Origin of the sequence: Alterotamlana spongicola, from assembly GCF_035818475.1 — a bacterium.
GTDB lineage: Bacteria > Bacteroidota > Bacteroidia > Flavobacteriales > Flavobacteriaceae > Cognatitamlana.
Map to the genome: position 1 here is coordinate 2223290 of NZ_JAYMGV010000001.1, position 15600 is coordinate 2238889.

Sequence of the window (15600 nt, forward strand, 5' to 3'; positions counted from 1 at the left end):
TTATTTATAGGCTGTTAAATAAATACCATTATTAATTAAAAATTGCTGAATTCTTCTTATCATAAGTAACAAGAATCTAGGGAATTTCAGAAGCAATCGTTGTTTGTTGTTCAAACTTTTATAATTTATTTCTTTTTTTGTCTTGCTATAGAGAGCTAGCTCATTATTCATTAAACATCGTATTGCTATAGCATATCTATTTACATCTAAATATCTTTTTAATGAAGGGTTGCCCTTTTCTTCTTTAGAATAGCTATTTATGAATTCATAACGTATATCATTAAACTCTTTTTTAGATAAGCTATTATTAACGTTTAGTTTGTAAGACATTGTAATTTTTGGATTGAACACAATCATATACTTTAGTGCCATTCTAATCCATAAGTCCAAATCTTGAGCAGTCCTTAACCTTGTATTAAACTCTCCTATTGAATTAAATTTTTCCTTTGAAAAAGCAACAGCTGAAGTCCAAGCAACCGAATTGGTAATGCTGGCTTTAAAATAATCTTTAACGATTACGCATTCTTCTTCATACTGGAAATTAATATTGGCAGGCTTCACTAAATCTTTACTATAAAATATTTCATAGTTATTACAGTATAACCCGGCATCAGGAAAAGTAAGTATTAGCCTTCGAAGCTCAAATAAGTGGTTTTTATACCAATAATCATCAGCATCCAGTAGAGCAATATATCTAGACTTGGCCATTTTAATCCCATTGTTTCTGGCAACAGATACTCCAGAGTTTTTCTGTTTTGAAATAGATATTCTATTATCTTTAATTGTATTGGCAACTTTCAAGCTATTATCAGTACTTCCATCATCAATTATTATTATTTCAAAATCTCCAAATGTTTGATTTAATACACTGTTTAGTGTATCTATAATATAGGCTTCCTTATTATATAAGGGGATTACAACTGAAAAAAAAGGAGTCATTTTTTATTCTTTATTAAACAAAAATACCCTAATCGATAGAAATCATATAGAAATAATAAAGGGTAATTGGAGTTTAAATTATATTTCAAAATTGGTTTTGTCAGTTTAAAAATAGATACAATAAACCCACATAACTTAAATTTACTAAGTTTAAAATAGCATTTAGATATACCAACTTTGTCTTTATTTAGTTTACCTTTATTAATAAGGTTTATCAGGTTTTTAATTGCATTTTCATTTTTTTTGATAAACGTATTGGCGGTATCATCTGCATAGTGTTCTACTGGGTTGTAAAAGGTCTTAACCATAATACCATTGGTCTTTAAAGTTTCAAAAAAAAGAACATCTTCATAACCGTAATTTTTTAGAGATTCGTCAAAACTAAAATCTTTAAAAAGGTTCTTTTTTATATAGAAATTACATGAGTGCAATCCCGATTTGCTTTCTCTTTTTTTTGTGTAAATCCACCTAAGTTTAAAAGGTTTTTCAGGAGGTTCATCGCAAAAAGTCATGCCACCAACCAGAACTTGACTGGTTTCAATTTGAGCAATATAATTTTTTATAAAACTTTTCATTCTTGGAAATGTACCTGCATCAATAAATAAAAGGTTTTCAAATTTTGAATGAAAACCTAATAAATTACGAACAGCACTTCTACCAATGTTTTTTTGTAAAGCTTTAAAAGTGCAGTTTTTTATATTATTAACCTCTTCATTCATACTGTTAGTTGAAGATCTAGAACCATCATCATAAGCCAATATTTCAAAGTTAATATTACATTCAACAGTTTGTGTGTAAAGTTCATTAACCAACTTAGAAATGTCACAGTTATAAACGGGAATTAATATTGAAAGCATTATTTGGTTGCAATTAAAATAGTTTCAGGTGATTTAAAACCTAGAAATATATCATTTGGTTGTTCATTAAAAGTCATCTTTAAAACCTTAAAACCATGATTTTGTAATCTGTTTTTTAATCCCTCAATTGAATAAACCCTAACATGGTCTTCTTGTCCAAAATGTTTTAATTTTTCTTCAGGAGAAACAATAGATTTATTCTCATAAATATCACCTTCTTTAAAGGGGGTTTGAATATAAATTTGACCTCCAGTTTTTAAAACTCTGTAAAGCTCATCCATTGCCTTATCATCATCATTAATATGCTCTAAAATATGATAACATATAATAGTGTTAAAGGTGTTGGACTCTTGATTTATATTAGTAATATCAAAATTATAATCAGCTAAAAACTTATTTTCAAAATCTGTACTAAAATAGTTTATGCTTTTGGTTTTTTTCAATATTCTATAAAGATTTCGTGAAGGAGAGAAATGAAGTAAATAACCTTTTAAAATGCCATTTTTGTTAAGTAAATACCATAATCTTCTATTTCTTGATAAACTTCCACAAAAAGGACATAGTAAATCTTTATTTTCCAATGGAATGAAAGATCGAAGGTGCTTATTGCAAACATTACATTTATGTTTCTTTCCTAAGAAAAAAATACCATGAAAGGCCCTAAAGAACAATTCGTTTTTAAACAAAAATGATTTAAGGAAAAAAAAGTTGATGCCCTTTTTTAAAATTTTGTACATGCTATTCTTTTCTTTGTACCACCTCATAAACCGCATTATCATCACACTTTAATGTCTTGCTGGGATATTTAAGGAGTAAAGCATAATCATGAGTGGCCATTAAAATAGTATTGCCATTTTTATTAATATCCTGAAGGACTTCCATAACCTCTACACTAGTTTGAGGATCTAGGTTTCCGGTAGGCTCGTCAGCGAGAATAAGTTCGGGATTGTTTAATAAAGCTCTGGCAATAGCCACACGTTGTTGTTCTCCACCGGAAAGTTCATGAGGAAACTTAAAGCCTTTAGTTTTCATATCAACCTTAGTTAACACTTCTTCAACGCGGGCGTTCATTTCATCTTTATCTTTCCAACCGGTAGCTTTTAATACAAAAAGTAAATTATCATTAATAGTTCTATCGGTAAGTAGTTTGAAATCTTGAAAAACAACACCTAACTTTCTTCTTAAAAAAGGAATGTCTCTTTCCTTCAGGTTTTTTAAATCAAAATCCACTATTTGCCCTTCTCCTTTTACAAGCGGTAAATCGCCATAAAGCGTTTTCATAAAACTACTTTTTCCTGTACCCGTTTTTCCAATAAGATACACGAAATCTCCTTTGTTGATTTCTACGTTAACATCTGAAAGTACTAAGCTTTCACCTTGAAAAACAGATGCATTATTTAACTTTAAAATTGGGTTTGACATAAAATAATTAAGGTTTTATGAGAGTTGTAAATGTATTACTAAAAAGTTAAATCATAATAACTAACGATTAAAACTTTAGTTTATTTCCTGAAGAATTTAACATTTAATAACTCCGTTTATAATTATGGCATGATTATTACGTTATAAGGTTTATATTAAATTATCTTTGATTTAAAAATTAAACGTACCATTAATGACTAAAAAGAATATTGCCTCATTAGTAGCGACTATAGCTTTTAGTTTTCAAATTATAGCGCAACAATCTGCCGTTTACACCAGCAGTTTAGTCAATTATCAAAAAGGATTATCCCTTTATAATAATCAACAATATCAGGCTGCCCAATCTTTATTTAGGGAAGTGAAAAAAACAACTAAAGAGTCTGTTCTTGTATCGGATTGTACATTTTACATTGCTAATTGTGCAGTACGGTTAAATCAACAAAATGCAGATCAGTTAGTTGAAGATTTTGTAAGGGATTATCCCACAAGTCCAAAACGAAATACAGCTTATATTGATGTGGCCGATTATTATTTTGAAAACTCAAAATATGCCCACGCTAGAAAATGGTATAATAAAGTTAATGAGGACGCTTTAAGCAGATCGGAGCGAGAAAAATTTTATTTTAATAATGGTTATACTGCATTTTTAACAAAGCAATATAGAGACGCAAGAAAGTATTTAAAAAGAGTAGAAAACTCTCAGGAGTACGGATCACAAGCTAAATACTATATTGGTTTTATGGCTTATGAGGGAGATGATTACAATGAAGCTAATAAGTACTTTGATCAGGTAAGTAATCAGGATCGATATAAGGAAAAATTATCCTATTACCAGGCAGATTTAAATTTTAAGCTAGGTAAATTTGAAAAAGCAATAGCATTGGCCAAAGAAAAACTGGATTCTAGTGACAATAATGAAGTTTCGGAGCTTTCCAAAATTATTGGAGAAAGCTATTTTAATTTAGAAAAATATGCAGAAGCCATTCCGTATTTGAAAGCATATAAAGGTAAAAAAGGAAAATGGAGTAACACAGATTTTTACCAATTGGGTTATGCCCATTACAAACAAGAAGATTATGAAAATGCCATATCTGAATTCAATAAAATAGTTGCAGGCAACAATGGTATTGCTCAAAATGCATACTATCATTTAGGAGAGAGTTATATTAATCTTGATAAAAAGCAAGAGGCTTTAAATGCTTTTAAAAATGCATCTGAAATGGATTTCGATTTAAAAATTCAGGAAGACGCGTTTTTGAATTATGCAAAGATTAGTTATGAAATAGGTAACCCGTACCAATCAGCCCCTCAGGTCTTAGCAGCTTATCTGGAAAAGTATCCAAAAACAAGCTACAAAGAAGAGATTGAAACATTATTAATAGATTCTTACATTACATCAAAAAATTATAAAGAGGCCTTAAGTTTATTAAGAGGGAAGAAAAGTTTTCAAAATAAAGTAGCTTACCAGAAAGTAGCATTTTACAGGGGCTTAGAATTATATAATGAAGGAAATTATTTAGAGGCAGAAGCGCTTTTTGATGCATCTTTAAAAGAACCTAGAGACTCAAAATATACAGCCAGAGCTACATTTTGGAAAGCCGAGTCTGATTATAATTTAACAAGCTATGATGACGCTCTTGTAGGGTTCAAACAATTTAAACAGCAAGCTGCGTCTTCTTCAACACCTGAAAAGGATAATGTAGATTATCATATTGCCTATACTTATTTTAAGCTGAAGAACTATGATCAATCCACTGAGTATTTTAATGACTTTATTACTGTCAAAAAAGATGATAAAATAAGGTTGAATGATGCATATTTACGTTTAGGAGATGCTCATTTTGTTTCCAGCCAATATAAAAGTGCGATTGGAGCCTATGAAAAGGCAATAAAATTGAATCAAATAGAATCAGATTATCCGGCATTTCAAAAAGCCATTAGTGTAGGATACGCCGGGCAATCATCAAAAAAAATAAAAGAGCTTGAACAGTTTATCAAAGACTACCCGAAATCCAAGTTGAGAGATGATGCCATGTATGAACTGGGGAATTCCTATGTCAAGGAAAATGATACAGATAAGGCCATGAATGCTTATAATCAGCTAAACAGCGAATATAGAATGAGCTCATTCGTACCTAAAGCTTTACTTAGACAAGGCTTGGTTTATTATAATGGTAATAAGAACAGTCAGGCATTGACTAAATTTAAAAAAGTAGCGGGTGATTATCCCGGAACCCCCGAAGCTGTTCAGGCTGTTTCAACAGCCAGATTGATATATATAGATTTGGGGCAGGTAGATCAGTATGCAAAGTGGGTAAAAACTTTAGATTATGTTGAGGTTACCGATGTTGATTTAGACAATGCGACCTATGAGGCAGCAGAAAAACAATATTTAGATAATAATGTAGACAAGGCAATCAAACAATTTAATGGCTACTTAAACCAGTTTTCAAATGGTTTACATGCTTTAAATGCTCATTTTTACGTAGCGCAGTTGTATTACAAAAAAGGCTTGTCTGAAAATGCTTCATCCCATTATAAATATGTGGTAGAAGCGCCACGAAGCCAGTTTACAGAAGAAGCCCTAACGCGTTTATCGCAATTCTATCTTGAAAAGAAAAGTTGGAATCAGGCTATGCCTTTGTTAGTAAGGCTGGAAGAAGAAGCCAGTTTCCAGCATAATATAGTTTTTGCCCAATCAAATATGATGAAGGCTAATTACCAATTAGAAAATTATGGAGAGGCTGTTTCTTATGCGGAAAAGGTATTGGCAAGTTCAACAATTGATAATAAAATAAAAAGTGATGCACATATTATAATAGCGCGTTCAGCTATAAAAACCAATAACGAAACAAAAGCTAAAAGTGCTTATGCAAAAGTTGAAAAAATAGCAATTGGAGAAACTGCAGCAGAGGCTTTATATTATAATGCGTATTTCAAAAATAAAGCAGGAGCGTACGAAGCTTCAAATAAAGAAATCCAAAAATTGGCAAAAGATTTTTCCGGATTTAAATATTATAGTGCAAAGGGCTTAGTACTTATGGCTAAGAACTTTTATGCTTTAAAGGACGCTTTTCAAGCCACATATATTTTAGAAAGTGTAGTCAATAATTTTTCAGAATTTGAAGATGTGGTTTCAGAAGCGAGGAAAGAGTTGACAAAAATTAAGCAAGAAGAGGCAAAAACTAATTCATCTATCCAACCGGAAGATTAATAATCATCAATCACAAAAAAGTAAATCAAAACATATGCGAAAGCACACAAAAAGTACATTTACCCTCATTTTTTTAATGGGTATAACATTAGGGTTTTCTCAAGTCAAGAAAAGCGATACTTTAAATACTGGAGTTATAGATGTAGTTAAACCCTATGTGCCTACAATATCAGACGCCTTCAAAGTAAAGGAAGTACCTGCTTTAGAAGATAAAACCAACGAGAGTAAAAAGGACATTAAATATAACATTTTTTCATTTCCTGTAGCCTCTACGTTTACCCCGGCAAAGGGTAAAGCTGCCGGAGTAGAAAAACGAGCACCGATAAAATTATTTGATAATTATGCGACTTTAGGAGTAGGAACCTATACAACTATTTTAGGCGAAGTGTATTTAAATGAAGCTATTAGTAGAAATGAAAGTGTTGGTGGATACGTGAGTCATCATTCTTCGGGAGGAGGAATTGAAGGTATTGCTATTGATGATGGGTTTTCTAATTCAAAAATTAAGGTAAACTATGCATCACGTTTAAGAGACCTGTCGTGGAATGTAGATGCAGGGTTTCAACACCAGTACTATAATTGGTATGGATTGAACGAGGCTTTTTTGGCTAATGAAACTTTGATTAATAGTTTAGATGTAGGGCATTCATTTTTTGATATTCATTTTGGCGGCGATATTACTTTTGAAGATACATATATAAACTCAGGAAGCTTTTTATTTAGACGTTTTACAGATAATAAGGGTTCTGGGGAAAATAGATTTGTGGTGAATGGAAAAGTAGATATTCCAATTAATGATATTGAAATTTCCACAGATTTTAAATTTGACTATTTGGGAGGAAGCTTTGATCAGGGGTATTATACAACTGAGGAGCTGAATTACGGAAATATACAAGTAGGTGTTTCTCCAACTTTTCAATTAAAGCAGGATGATTTAACTGTGAATTTAGGCGTATCCCTGTTTTATTTAAATGACAGGGCATCCGGTGATAATGAATTTTATCTTTTTCCAAATATAACTGCATCTTACAGGCTGGTAAATGATGTGTTAATTGCATACGGTGGTATTCAGGGAGATTTAATCCAAAATACATATCATGAATTTGCTAACGAAAACCCTTTTGTCTCTCCAACGTTAAACATTATGCCAACAGATCAGGTTTATAATGCTTATGTGGGGTTAAAAGGAAAAATATCAAGTAATATGAGTTATAATGTTAATGGACATTATAAAGCAGACAATAGCAAAGCACTTTATAAATCTAATGAAGTAAGAAATGTATCGGCCGAAAAGAGTTATGAATATGGAAATTCTTTTGGAATTGTTTATGACGATGTAGATACCTTTGGCTTTGCCGGAGAAATAAATGTAGATGTAAACAGGAATTTTAAATTAGGATTAAAGGCAGAGTATTTTGCATATAACACAGACGAACAGGCAGAGGCCTGGAACCTACCGGATATTAAAGGCTCATTATTTATAGATTATCAAATTGATCAACATTGGTTTACAGGAGCCAATTTATTTTATGTAGGAGAACGAAAAGATGAAATTGTATTGGAAGGAGCATTAATACCGGAGAATTTAAATAAAACCATTGTTCTGGATAGTTATTTTGATGCCAATGCCCATGTTGGATATCATATAAATGATCAATTCTCGGTGTTTGCCAAAGCCAATAACATAGCAAATAAAGCTTATCAAAAGTGGCTAAATTTCCCGGTACAGAGCATTCAGTTTTTAGCAGGAGCAACTTACAAGTTTGATTTCTAAACTTCTGCAAAGGAGACTATAGAGCATGTAATTAAACAGATTCAAAATCAAATATAAAATGATAAGTTAACTCAATCTGGCCAAATAATCATAGTGATCACCTTCAAAGAGCAATTCGCAGTGTAGGCCTATTGCTTCACAAGCTGATTTTAACGTATTAAAGTCTAAATAAAGCCATTTCAAAGGCACTTCTTTTTCATCTTTATAAGAGAGGTAATAATCAAGCTCACCATAGTAGCTAGCATTCATATTCATCCAGTAACCTCCATCTTCATCCTGATACATGTATGTTATGTCAGAGGAATCTATTAAAATCTGTCCGTTTACATTTAACAAACTTTTTAAATGAGACAAGTATTTTGAAACCTGGTTAAGTTCCTGGAAAATACCGGTACCATTCATCAACAATAAGATGGTATCAAATGTTTCAGTTTCATCTAATAGATCTAAAACTTTTGCATTTATAATACCACGTTGTTTGGCAACTGCAATAGCGCCTTTTGAAACATCAATGGCCTTTATTTTTATGCCTTTATTTTGTAAGTACAAACTATGACTTCCTGCACCACAACCAACATCCAAAGTTTTTCCATGAGCTAATTGTAAAGCTTTTTGTTCAAGCTTCGGCATTTCAGAATAGTTTCTGAATAAATATGGAAGAGGTAAAATATCTTCATCAGAAATACTGGTTGAAGTCATAATATCTTCAGAATAATTTCCGTTGTGATAATCTAATAAAGCTTTTCCGAAAAGATCTTTCATAATGTTTACGTCATTGCGAGACTTTTAAAAAGTCGTGGCAATCTGCTAAATTGGAGTTTCAATGTTAAAGATTACTTCAGTCATGCTTCCTTCGTAATGACGAAAAGTATTATTTTTACACCATGCAAGATATTATTAAAAACCTTCCAAAGCTTGCCAAAGATAAGCATAACGAAAACAAAAAATTCTTTGCAAAGCTTAAAAAGAAACCACCTAAGAATTTAGATTACATCATGCAGGAGTTGCATGATAATGAATTTGAAAACACCAATTGTTTAGAGTGTGCTAACTGTTGTAAAACCACGGGCCCTTTATTTACAGCTAAAGATATAGAAAGAATAGCTAAGTTTTTTAGAATAAAACCACAGCAGTTTATTGAACAATACTTAAGAGTAGATGAAGAAGGAGATCATGTCCTGCAATATGTGCCCTGTGTGTTTTTAGACGAAGATAATTATTGTTCAATTTATGATGTAAGGCCTAAAGCTTGCAGGGAGTTTCCGCATACAGACAGAAAAAAATTTCAGCAAATATCTAGTCTAACACTAAAAAATGTGGCTATTTGTCCGGCCGCATTTAACATTGTTGAAGCTATGAAACAACGTATAAAATAATTATATTTAGAAAATAAACAATCATTATTAAATGGGGTGAGATATTTCTAGAAAACAAATTTTAGTTTCTAATCTGGCCTCAAAATATTAAATCTCACATAGAGAGTCAATTTTTTCGTTTGGAAACACTGTTAAACTATTTTGAAAATATTCCACCTCCCCATCGGGCAATTCTTATAATTGGAGGGATAACCATATTTTGGATTATTGAGGGCGTGATACCTCTATTTAGATTTAAATACAATAAATGGAAGCACGCCATACCAAATTTGTTTTTCAATCTGACACTTATGTTAGTGAATTTTCCTTTGGCATTTTTGTTATTAAAGTCCTCAGATTGGGTTGAAGCCAACAACTTTGGCTTAATTAATTGGCTTCCGGAGATGCCAATATGGTTGTATGCCTTTCTGGGTGTTTTTTTTATGGATTTTTTCGGAGCTTATTTACCACATTTAATTGAACACAAAGTAAAGCCACTTTGGATGATACATTTAGTACACCACACCGATCATAGTGTGGATACCACTACAGCTAATAGGCATCATCCTATAGAGAGTTTAATACGTTTTTCTTTTACGTTAATGGGTGTACTCATTGTAGGTACTCCTATTGCTTTGGTATTTCTATACCAGACTTTATCTGTTATTGGAACTCAGTTTAGTCATGCTAATATTAAGTTACCTAAAAAACTGGATAACCTGTTAAGTTATATTATTGTTTCTCCAGATATGCATAAAGTTCATCATCATTACAGGCTACCTTATACCGATTCTAATTATGGAAATATTTTTTCAGTTTGGGACCGGCTTTTAGGAACTTACATGAAATTAGATGCGGATAAAATTGTTTATGGTGTTGATGTCTTTCCGGATGAACAAAAAAACGGAAATATTATAGAGTTGTTAAAACAGCCTTTTCAAAAATACCAAAGACCAACTCATATTCCTGATGAGAACTAACCAATACATTGTCGTATTATTTCTTTTTTTATGAATTGCAGTACTACAAAGATTATTGATATTCAAGGGCATCGAGGGTGTCGTGGGTTATTGCCTGAAAATACGATTGAAGCATTTAAAAAAGCCATTGATCTGGGCGTTCATACTTTAGAGCTTGATGTAGCTGTTTCTAAAGATAAAATTGTGGTGGTTTCTCATGAACCCTTTATAAGCAGAACCTATTGCTTAGATGCTGAAGGCAACGAAATTTCAGAAGCATATGATAAAAAATATAATCTGTATCAAATGCCCCTTGATAGTATCAAACAATTTGATTGCGGTTCAAAGTTCCATCCAAGGTTTCCCCAACAACAAAAGCTAAAAACCTATAAGCCATCGTTAGATGAGGTTATAAAAATTTCAAAAGCCAACAATCCAAGCATAAAATTTAATATTGAATTGAAAGCACGACCGGAATACGATCGTATTTACACTCCTGTTCCATCAGAGTTTGTAAAATTGGTTTTAGATGTTGTAAATGATAATGATGCATTTAATGAAACCAATTTGCAAAGCTTTGATTTGCGTATTTTAGAGGAAATAAAAAAGCAATCCCCAAAAATGATAGTGGCTTTACTTGTTGATGACGATGAGGTTATTTGGGAAAAAGCAGCACAAATGAGTTATTCCCCTGAGATTATAAGCCCATATTATAAATTATTGGATGCTAAAACCGTTAGGGATTTACACGCCAAAAACTTTAAAGTTATTCCATGGACTATTAACGAATATGATAACTTAAAACAAATGATTACGTTTAAGGTTGATGGTATAATTACGGATTATCCGGATAGGCTGATTGAACTTTTAAATTAATTGTACATTAAATATGTCTTTCTGATTTCCCTAAACGAATTTAAATTGTCTTGCCATGAGGCTTTAATCTCTTCTTCACTTAACCCGGCTTCAATTTGCTGTTGTAACTTTTTGGTTCCTGCTAATTTGGTAAAGAAGGAGTTGAAGAATTCATCTTTGTTTTTAGTGTTGTTATAAGCTTTTATTAACCAGCTAAGATTCAAACGGTTCAGAGGTTTGTCATGCATTAAGTTTTCACCATAGCATAACATGCTTTTATATTTTGGATGTTTGGCTCCATGATTAGGTTGCGGGGTAAATTCAAAATGGAATACATCTTTCTTTAAAAACGGACTTCCATAAATTTGAAACTGAGTTTCAGTTCCTCTACCTGCACTTACATTTGTTCCTTCAAAAAAACACAAACTGGGATAAAGATTAATAGCTTTATCATTAGGTAAATTTGGACTAGGTTTAATTGGTAGGTTGTAGCTTAAATTATGCTTATAGTTTTTTATAGAAATAACCATTAAATCACATTGTACACCATTGGCTAACCACTTTTCCCCATTAATCATTTTTGCATATTCCCCAATAGTCATACCATGAACCACGGGAATAGGGTGCATCCCAACAAAACTTTTATGGGTTTGCTCTAAAACAGGGCCATCAATGTAATGTCCGTTAGGGTTAGGCCTGTCAAAAAGTATCAATTGAATTCCAGCTTCGGCGCAAGCTTCCATAACATAATGCAAAGAGGAGATATAAGTGTAAAATCGGGCACCTACATCCTGAATATCAAAAATAATAATATCCAATTCCTTTAATTGCTCAGCAGAAGGTTTTTTGTTTTTTCCATAAAGGGAAACAATAGGCAGGTTGGTTTTAGTATCAATCCCATCTTTAACTGCCTCACCGGCATCAGCATTACCTCTAAATCCATGTTCCGGGGCAAAAACCTTTTTAACATTTATATGTAATGCCAAAAGAGAATCAACTAAATGAACAAAATGATTATTTGTAGAAGCATTTTGTGCTGAAACGCTCTTTTTGAAAATAACACTGGTCTGATTAGCAACAATGCCAATTCGTTTTCCTTTTAATAAAGGTAAATAGCTTTCAGTTTGATTAGCTCCAACAATTATTTGTTTACTATCATGGGCTTGTTTAATAAGCTGATCTCCCTCAAAAGCAAAAGGTGTTTTGTCTTTTGCTTTAGAAGCACAAGAAATCATTACCAAAACAAATAATAAAACAGTATTTTTGAAAACATTAAACTTCATTTGATACATTGAATTACGAGTTTTTTATAGCTAAACGTATTATAGGCAGTAAAGCGTATAAAAGTAGTATATCAGCACCAATAATAAAAATTGGTATTGCAGCAATTGCTATAGGTATAGTAGTTATGATGATTGCTATTGCTACCGGTATTGGTTTGCAACAAAAAATTCGCGATAAAGTGGTAGCCTTTAATGGGCATGTTACTATATCAAACTATGATAGTAATAACTCTCAGGAGAGTGGGATTCCTATATCAAAAAATCAGGAGTTTTATCCGGAGTTCAAATCCGTTGAAGGGGTTAACCATATTCAGGCAGTAGCTACAAAGTTTGGTGTCATTAGAACAGAAACAGATTTTGAGGGCGCTATATTTAAAGGGGTAGGAGAAGATTATAAATGGGATTATTTTAAAGAGTTTTTAGTAGAAGGAAGGTTGCCGGTTTTTTCAAAAAAATGGAGTGAAGAAGTTTTGATATCACAATATTTGGCCAATCGGCTAAATTTTAAAATTGATGAAACATTTCAAATGGTATTTGCCAAGGATGATCCCGAAAAGCTTCCTAATTATGTTAAATGTCATATTGTTGGTATATACAATTCAGGGTTTCAGGATTTGGATAAGCAATATTTAATTGGAAATATTAGACACATACAACGTATTAGCAGGTGGGAGTCTAATCAAATTGGAAGCTTTGAAGTTTTTATAGATGATTATAGTGATTTAAATAAAAAAGGAGTTGAGATTTATCAGAATACACCATCAACATTCAACACTCAGACTATTATAGACAAATATTATTCAATTTTTGAATGGATTAATATTTTTGATAAAAACATATATGGTATTATTGGTATCATGATATTAATTGCAGGTATTAACATGATAACCGCATTATTGGTTTTAATACTTGAGCGTACTCAAATGATAGGTATTCTTAAAGCCTTAGGTAGTAATAATTGGAGCATAAGAAAACTGTTTTTGTACAATGCATCTTATTTGATTTTATTAGGATTGTTATGGGGTAATATTTTAGGATTAGGATTGTTGTTTGCTCAAAAGTATTTCAAATTATTTCCTCTGGACCCAACAGTTTATTATGTGACTGAGGCTCCTGTTTATATTAGCTTTGGATATATTTTTGCATTAAACATAGGAACACTGATTTTGTGCTTACTCATGTTATTGGTTCCCTCATATATCATTACTAAGATATCTCCTGTTAAGGCCATAAGGTTTGATTAATTAATTAAATGAAATGAAATACTTCATCTTTGGTTATCCTTTCTTTAAATTAAAGAAAAAACGCTATCAGACAAAACCCCAATAGCGTTTAAAAAATGTATGATGAAGAAATCAATCTTCGTATTTATCTAACAATAAACTTTATGCGTTCTGTTTGTTTAGGAGCTTGTACAATTAATATGTATGAACCTAGTGCCAGTTTAGAAGTAGGAATTGTGAATTCATGATTCCCGGTTAAATGCACGTGTTTATCATATGTTGTCACACGCTGACCGGAAATTGTAACAATAGTGAACTTCAGATTTCCAGGTTCTATCACATTTATTGTAACGTTTATTTTTTCCGTTGACGGGTTTGGATATAATTGTATTTTTTCATCGTCCTTACCTGTTGGGGTGCTTGAGCTGAAAGTAGCACAAGGTGAAATGATATCGTAATAAGTAACTCCACCATAATCTTCAAAACTTTGTTCAATGTCTGTTTCATCAATACCAAACCAATCGCGTAGTACAGATGCGTAAATATCTCGATAATCAATTTCCTTAGGAAGTGCTTTTCCATTTTTAACAGTATTAGAAATCACCGGATTGTTTCCTACTACTTGTTTTGAAAGGCAAGAACCAAACATGAACATAGATGAAGCCTCTCCGTGGTCTGTACCGAGCGAACCATTTTGAGCAATTTGTCGTCCAAATTCTGAATAGGTCATCCCTATTACTCTTTTGTTCAATCCCATTGCATTCATATCTTCTTGAAAACCTTTAATAGCTTTGGACATTTTATCCAGTAATGGTCCGTGTCTGCCTTCAGTAGGGTCACTTGCACTTACCTGACCTCCATGAGTGTCAAATCCACCGCTATTAATATAGTAAATTTTGGTTTTCAATCCTCCTGAAATCATTCTTGCTACATTTTTGAAGGCTGTGGAGAGCTGATCTGTACCGTAATTTTGAGAAATAGAATTTCCGGAGTTTGTAGCATTTTGAATTCGTTTAAGGTAGCCATTAGAATGAGCGCCAACAATACCTAAAAATTTAAGATGATCTGCATTGTATGAAAGTGGTACACCTTGAGATGTTCCTCCTATAATATTTGTTACATTATTTGGCTTGACAATTGGAAAAGAAAAGTTTCCTTCATGTCCTTCACACGTTGGCGTTGGGCGATTTTGAATGGCAATTGCGAAAGGATCTTCGTAATTACTGTTTGGGTAGTTTTCCGGAAAGTTTGGATACTGCGTATCTAAAGCGCGCCCCAACCAGCCTGCATCCTTCTGAGGGTGATTCACATCAATAATTCCAGTGTGCCAAACCTTTGTTGCTCTAAAGTGAGATCTACCTGTTGGAGCAGCGACTCCTTGAATGATTGATAAATCTCCATCTTCAAACATATTTGCCATTCCTGACATTTTAGGATGTAGTGCCAGATTTGTTCCTGATAAAGAGATCAGGTTTGATTCTGGAATAATGAGATTTGGTCTTTGTATCGTTAAATTGGCATATTGATCCAAAGGAATAACAGTGTTTAAACTATCATTTCCTCCTCCCATTCGTAATAAAATCAGAATGCGATCTTCAGCTGCCGTTTTTGTTTTCATGAAGCTAGGTGCTTTTAGTAAATGCGAGAATGCATTAGCACTCAAGCCCATTGCACAAAGAGACAAGCTTCCTTTTAGTAAAAATTTTCTTCTATCCATAA

13 protein-coding genes are annotated in these 15600 nt (G+C 32.4%); 6 read left to right on the forward strand and 7 right to left on the reverse strand.

Annotated features, from left to right (window positions below; all coding sequences use genetic code 11):
* The 4 genes from VOI54_RS09465 to VOI54_RS09480 all read right to left on the reverse strand — a co-directional run bounded on the left by VOI54_RS09465 (window position 1) and on the right by VOI54_RS09480 (window position 3218).
* The gene (locus VOI54_RS09465; RefSeq protein ID WP_326282553.1) at window positions 1-939 is read right to left on the reverse strand and encodes a glycosyltransferase family 2 protein; all 939 of its coding nucleotides are present in this window, start codon (window positions 937-939) and stop codon (window positions 1-3) included.
* The gene (locus VOI54_RS09470; RefSeq protein ID WP_326282554.1) at window positions 936-1796 is read right to left on the reverse strand and encodes a glycosyltransferase family 2 protein; all 861 of its coding nucleotides are present in this window, start codon (window positions 1794-1796) and stop codon (window positions 936-938) included. Before VOI54_RS09470 ends, VOI54_RS09465 begins: the two co-directional genes overlap by 4 nt.
* Window positions 1796-2239 carry a methyltransferase domain-containing protein gene (locus VOI54_RS09475; protein ID WP_326282555.1) on the reverse strand — a complete coding sequence of 148 codons (444 nt, stop codon included), beginning with the start codon at window positions 2237-2239 and terminating at the stop codon, window positions 1796-1798. Before VOI54_RS09475 ends, VOI54_RS09470 begins: the two co-directional genes overlap by 1 nt.
* A 295-nt stretch (window positions 2240-2534) precedes the next feature.
* Window positions 2535-3218 carry a cell division ATP-binding protein FtsE gene (locus VOI54_RS09480; protein WP_326282556.1) on the reverse strand — a complete coding sequence of 228 codons (684 nt, stop codon included), beginning with the start codon at window positions 3216-3218 and terminating at the stop codon, window positions 2535-2537.
* 193 nt (window positions 3219-3411) lie between these two features.
* Here VOI54_RS09480 and VOI54_RS09485 point away from each other — a divergent pair, with 193 nt between their 5' ends.
* Together VOI54_RS09485 and VOI54_RS09490 are read left to right on the forward strand one after the other, a co-directional pair.
* Window positions 3412-6432, forward strand: coding sequence for a tetratricopeptide repeat protein (locus VOI54_RS09485; RefSeq protein ID WP_326282557.1), 3021 nt, complete (start codon window positions 3412-3414; stop codon window positions 6430-6432).
* Window positions 6433-6466: 34 nt separating this feature from the next.
* The gene (locus VOI54_RS09490) at window positions 6467-8206 is read left to right on the forward strand and encodes a TonB-dependent receptor (protein WP_326282558.1); all 1740 of its coding nucleotides are present in this window, start codon (window positions 6467-6469) and stop codon (window positions 8204-8206) included.
* Window positions 8207-8272: 66 nt separating this feature from the next.
* Here the strand turns inward: VOI54_RS09490 and VOI54_RS09495 are convergent, their stop codons facing one another.
* A complete protein-coding gene (locus tag VOI54_RS09495; protein ID WP_326282559.1) occupies window positions 8273-8968 on the reverse strand; it encodes a class I SAM-dependent methyltransferase in 696 nt (231 codons plus the stop codon).
* Window positions 8969-9090: 122 nt separating this feature from the next.
* Between VOI54_RS09495 and VOI54_RS09500 the strand changes: the two genes are divergently transcribed.
* The 3 genes from VOI54_RS09500 to VOI54_RS09510 all read left to right on the forward strand — a co-directional run bounded on the left by VOI54_RS09500 (window position 9091) and on the right by VOI54_RS09510 (window position 11396).
* Window positions 9091-9582 carry a YkgJ family cysteine cluster protein gene (locus VOI54_RS09500; RefSeq protein ID WP_326282560.1) on the forward strand — a complete coding sequence of 164 codons (492 nt, stop codon included), beginning with the start codon at window positions 9091-9093 and terminating at the stop codon, window positions 9580-9582.
* 119 nt (window positions 9583-9701) lie between these two features.
* Window positions 9702-10541 (forward strand): sterol desaturase family protein, encoded by an 840-nt coding sequence (locus VOI54_RS09505; RefSeq protein ID WP_326282561.1) that lies wholly within the window; start codon window positions 9702-9704, stop codon window positions 10539-10541.
* Between the two features lie 30 nt (window positions 10542-10571).
* On the forward strand, window positions 10572-11396 hold the full coding sequence (locus VOI54_RS09510) for a glycerophosphodiester phosphodiesterase family protein (protein WP_326282562.1): 825 nt from the start codon (window positions 10572-10574) through the stop codon (window positions 11394-11396).
* Here the strand turns inward: VOI54_RS09510 and VOI54_RS09515 are convergent.
* Entirely contained in the window at window positions 11393-12658 is a 1266-nt protein-coding gene (locus VOI54_RS09515) for an exo-beta-N-acetylmuramidase NamZ family protein (protein WP_326282563.1), read from the reverse strand. The genes VOI54_RS09510 and VOI54_RS09515 overlap by 4 nt on opposite strands.
* Window positions 12659-12666: 8 nt before the next feature.
* Between VOI54_RS09515 and VOI54_RS09520 the strand changes: the two genes are divergently transcribed.
* Complete coding sequence (locus VOI54_RS09520; RefSeq protein WP_326282564.1) at window positions 12667-13902, forward strand: ABC transporter permease; 1236 nt, start codon at window positions 12667-12669, stop codon at window positions 13900-13902.
* Window positions 13903-14026: 124 nt separating this feature from the next.
* On the opposite strand, the gene VOI54_RS09525 is transcribed toward VOI54_RS09520, so the two are convergent.
* On the reverse strand, window positions 14027-15598 hold the full coding sequence (locus VOI54_RS09525) for a DUF1501 domain-containing protein (RefSeq protein ID WP_326282565.1): 1572 nt from the start codon (window positions 15596-15598) through the stop codon (window positions 14027-14029).
* Window positions 15599-15600 lie beyond the last annotated feature (2 nt).

Coding starts and splice junctions, on each gene's coding strand:
- VOI54_RS09465 (WP_326282553.1), bottom strand. CDS start 939: ATGACTCCTTTTTTTTCAGTTGTAATCCCCTTATATAATAAGGAAGCC.
- VOI54_RS09470 (WP_326282554.1), bottom strand. CDS start 1,796: ATGCTTTCAATATTAATTCCCGTTTATAACTGTGACATTTCTAAGTTG.
- VOI54_RS09480 (WP_326282556.1), bottom strand. CDS start 3,218: ATGTCAAACCCAATTTTAAAGTTAAATAATGCATCTGTTTTTCAAGGT.
- VOI54_RS09485 (WP_326282557.1), top strand. CDS start 3,412: ATGACTAAAAAGAATATTGCCTCATTAGTAGCGACTATAGCTTTTAGT.
- VOI54_RS09490 (WP_326282558.1), top strand. CDS start 6,467: ATGCGAAAGCACACAAAAAGTACATTTACCCTCATTTTTTTAATGGGT.
- VOI54_RS09495 (WP_326282559.1), bottom strand. CDS start 8,968: ATGAAAGATCTTTTCGGAAAAGCTTTATTAGATTATCACAACGGAAAT.
- VOI54_RS09500 (WP_326282560.1), top strand. CDS start 9,091: ATGCAAGATATTATTAAAAACCTTCCAAAGCTTGCCAAAGATAAGCAT.
- VOI54_RS09510 (WP_326282562.1), top strand. CDS start 10,572: ATGAATTGCAGTACTACAAAGATTATTGATATTCAAGGGCATCGAGGG.
- VOI54_RS09515 (WP_326282563.1), bottom strand. CDS start 12,658: ATGAAGTTTAATGTTTTCAAAAATACTGTTTTATTATTTGTTTTGGTA.
- VOI54_RS09525 (WP_326282565.1), bottom strand. CDS start 15,598: ATGGATAGAAGAAAATTTTTACTAAAAGGAAGCTTGTCTCTTTGTGCA.